Origin of the sequence: Streptomyces sp. NRRL WC-3549, from assembly GCF_000721935.1 — a bacterium.
Taxonomy (GTDB): domain Bacteria; phylum Actinomycetota; class Actinomycetes; order Streptomycetales; family Streptomycetaceae; genus Streptomyces.
The window spans coordinates 90,239-92,771 of the sequence record NZ_KL585420.1 but is presented as its reverse complement, the minus strand read 5'-3'; the positions used below and the strand labels follow the sequence as shown (position 1 = coordinate 92,771).

The 2,533-nt window shown below is 74.3% G+C and carries 4 protein-coding genes; 2 read left to right on the top strand and 2 right to left on the bottom strand.

The genetic code is table 11. The annotated features are described in order from the left end of the window. Positions 1-441, bottom strand: a 441-nt coding sequence (locus tag IH13_RS0124960) for a GNAT family N-acetyltransferase (RefSeq protein ID WP_158791284.1), incomplete at its 3' end; no start/stop codon positions are given. Between the two features lie 77 nt (positions 442-518). Between IH13_RS0124960 and IH13_RS0124955 the strand changes: the two genes are divergently transcribed. Next, complete coding sequence (locus IH13_RS0124955) at positions 519-893, top strand: GntR family transcriptional regulator (protein ID WP_031088051.1); 375 nt, start codon at positions 519-521, stop codon at positions 891-893. 25 nt (positions 894-918) lie between these two features. Here IH13_RS0124955 and IH13_RS0124950 read toward each other — a convergent pair whose 3' ends face one another. Then, positions 919-2,013 carry a DUF5925 domain-containing protein gene (locus IH13_RS0124950; RefSeq protein WP_031088049.1) on the bottom strand — a complete coding sequence of 365 codons (1,095 nt, stop codon included), beginning with the start codon at positions 2,011-2,013 and terminating at the stop codon, positions 919-921. Between the two features lie 268 nt (positions 2,014-2,281). On the opposite strand from IH13_RS0124950, the gene IH13_RS0124945 reads away from it, so the two are divergent. Next, on the top strand, positions 2,282-2,533 hold a 252-nt coding region (locus IH13_RS0124945), incomplete at its 3' end, for a hypothetical protein (RefSeq protein ID WP_031088047.1).

The window sequence follows — 2,533 nt, the reverse complement described above, 5'->3', positions numbered from 1 at the left end:
CCCGCCGCTCGTCAGGTCGAGGTGGAGGTAGTGCGCCGGGCGCCGCGGCGCGTAACCGCGCTTCTCGGCGAACGCGCGGTTGGCCGGCTCGTCCAGCACCCAGGTGTGGACGGTCCTCGCGCCGGCCCCGGCGAGATGCTCCTCGGCCCTCGCCACGAGCAGTGAGCCCGCCCCCCGGCCCACGCGGGCCGGGTCCGTGTACACGTTGCAGAACCCCCTGCCCGGCTCCGGGCCCCCGTGGGAGAGGCGCACCTTCGCGGTTCCGGTCACCTCGCCGTCCTCCTCCGCGACCAGCAGCCGGTACCGCTGACCGGGACGCGCACCGGCCAGATCGCGCAGGACCTGTTCGGGGGTCGTCACCAGGGACGGGAGGGCGAGCCGCCGTACCCGCACGAAGTCCTCCGCGTCCGCGGGGAGGAAGTCCCGGACCGTCACCGTCATACGGTGGACGGTACGCGGACGGCCGGGGCGGGCGCCTCCGAATTTCCGACCCCCGGGCCGTGGGGGAGAATCGGCCCGTGACTCTGACGATCGCCCTTGACCCGGACACCGCCACCGCGCCCTACGAGCAACTGCGCGTCCAGCTCTCCGAACAGGCCCGCTCCGGTGCCTTGCCCGTCGGCTTCCGGCTCCCGACGGTACGCGGCCTCGCCGACGAACTCGGCCTCGCCGCCAACACGGTGGCCAAGGCCTACCGCGCCCTGGAGGCCGACGGGGTGATCGAGACCCGGGGCCGCAACGGGACGTTCGTCGCCGCCGCGGGCGGCGCGGCCCACCGGAAGGCGGCCACCGCCGCCCAGGAGTACGCCGAGCAGGCCAGGCGCCTCGGCCTCTCCCGCGCCGAGGCGCTGTCCGGGGCGGAGGACGCGGTACGCGCGGCGTACGGGGAGTGAGCCGGCGGGGCGGGGGCGCACCGGCTCAGAGGTACAGGCCCGCGTCCGCCCCGACGTCCTGCTTCGGTACGGACGCGGGGCCGCCGCCCCGGCGCCGTGCGAAGAGTTCCGCCAGCGTCGCGCCCTCCCGGCCGATCCCCTCCTCCGTGCCGAGCCAGGACACCGACTCGGCGCGGGTCAGCGGGCCGACCTCGATCCGGGCCAGGCAGCGGCCCGGCCGGACGACCGCCGGGTGCAGCCGCTCCAGGTCCTCGTTGGTCGTCACGCCCACCAGCACGTTGCGGCCCTGGCCCAGCAGACCGTCCGTCAGGTTCAGCAGCCGGGACAGCGCCTGGCCCGCCGTGTGCTTGGCCTCCCCGCGGATCAGCTCGTCGCAGTCCTCCAGGAGCAGCAGCCGCCAGCGGCCCTTCGCGGAGCCCTCGTCCTCCCCGATGGCGATGTCCATCAGATAGCCGACGTCGTTGAAGAGGCGCTCCGGGTCCAGCACGCAGTCGACCTGGCACCAGTCCCGCCAGGACCGGGCCAGGGTGCGCAGTGCGGAGGTCTTGCCGGTGCCCGGGGGCCCGTGCAGCAGGAGCAGCCGGCCGGCGATGTCGTCCGGGGTGACCTTCATCAGCCGGTCCATGGCGTCGGCCACCGGCGCCGTGTAGTTGGGGCGGACCTCGTCCCAGGTGCCGGCCGCGATCTGCCGGGTGGTCCGGTACGGGCCGCGGCGCGGCGAGACGTACCAGAAGCCCATGGCCACGTTCTCCGGCTGCGGCTCCGGATCGTCCCGGGCCCCGGCGGTCGCCTCCGTGAGCACCTTCTCGGCCAGTTCGGGGGTGGTGGCGGTCACCGTCACGTCGGCGCCCCGGTTCCACCGCGAGACCAGCAGCGTCCACCCCTCGCCCTCGGCCAGGGTCGCGCTGCGGTCGTCGTCACGGGCGGCCCGCAGCACCACCGCCGCCTCGGGCAGCAGAGTCGCCCCCGCTTTCACCCGGTCGAGCGAGGAACTGTGCGAGTACGGCTGCTCGCCCGTCGCGAAACGGCCGAGGAACAGGGCGTCCACGACGTCGGACGGCGCATCGCTGTCGTCGACGGTGAGCCGGATCGGCAGAGCGGACTCGGGGGTGGCAGACATGGCGCCCATGATCCGTCACCGCGGCACCCGGCGCACGCAGGTTTCGCGAGCCGGTCCCGGGATTCCCCCTTCGTGCGGCGCACGGACCGCGGAACACCCGGCGGCGGGCAGGGCTCCGAGGGCGGCCGGGAGCGGTCCGGTAGCGACGACGGGGCGTCAACCTCCGTATACCGGTGTGCAATCGACCGGCCGGGATACACGCGTGTCAGCGCGGGACGATAGGGTTAACCTGCCCGGGCCGGGTGCCCTCGTACGGGTGGGGAGAGACATGGAACAGATAACGGTGCGCAGCAGGCCGCGTGTGCCTGCCATTACGTGTGGGGGCAGCGCGACCAGTTCGCGGCTCGACCGCCACCTCGCAGTGCTGGGCGGCCCCGCCGTCCCGCAGGGCGATTCCGCGGAGGCGACGCTGCTGATGCTGGAGCTGACCTCGCGTGACGTCTCGCACAGCCGGAGGAGCAGGAGCGCGCGGGTCTCGCTCTTCGCCCCGCTGCGGCGGCTGCGACGCTCGCTCTTCGGT

Coding starts and splice junctions, on each gene's coding strand:
- IH13_RS0124950 (WP_031088049.1), bottom strand. CDS start 2,013: ATGTCTGCCACCCCCGAGTCCGCTCTGCCGATCCGGCTCACCGTCGAC.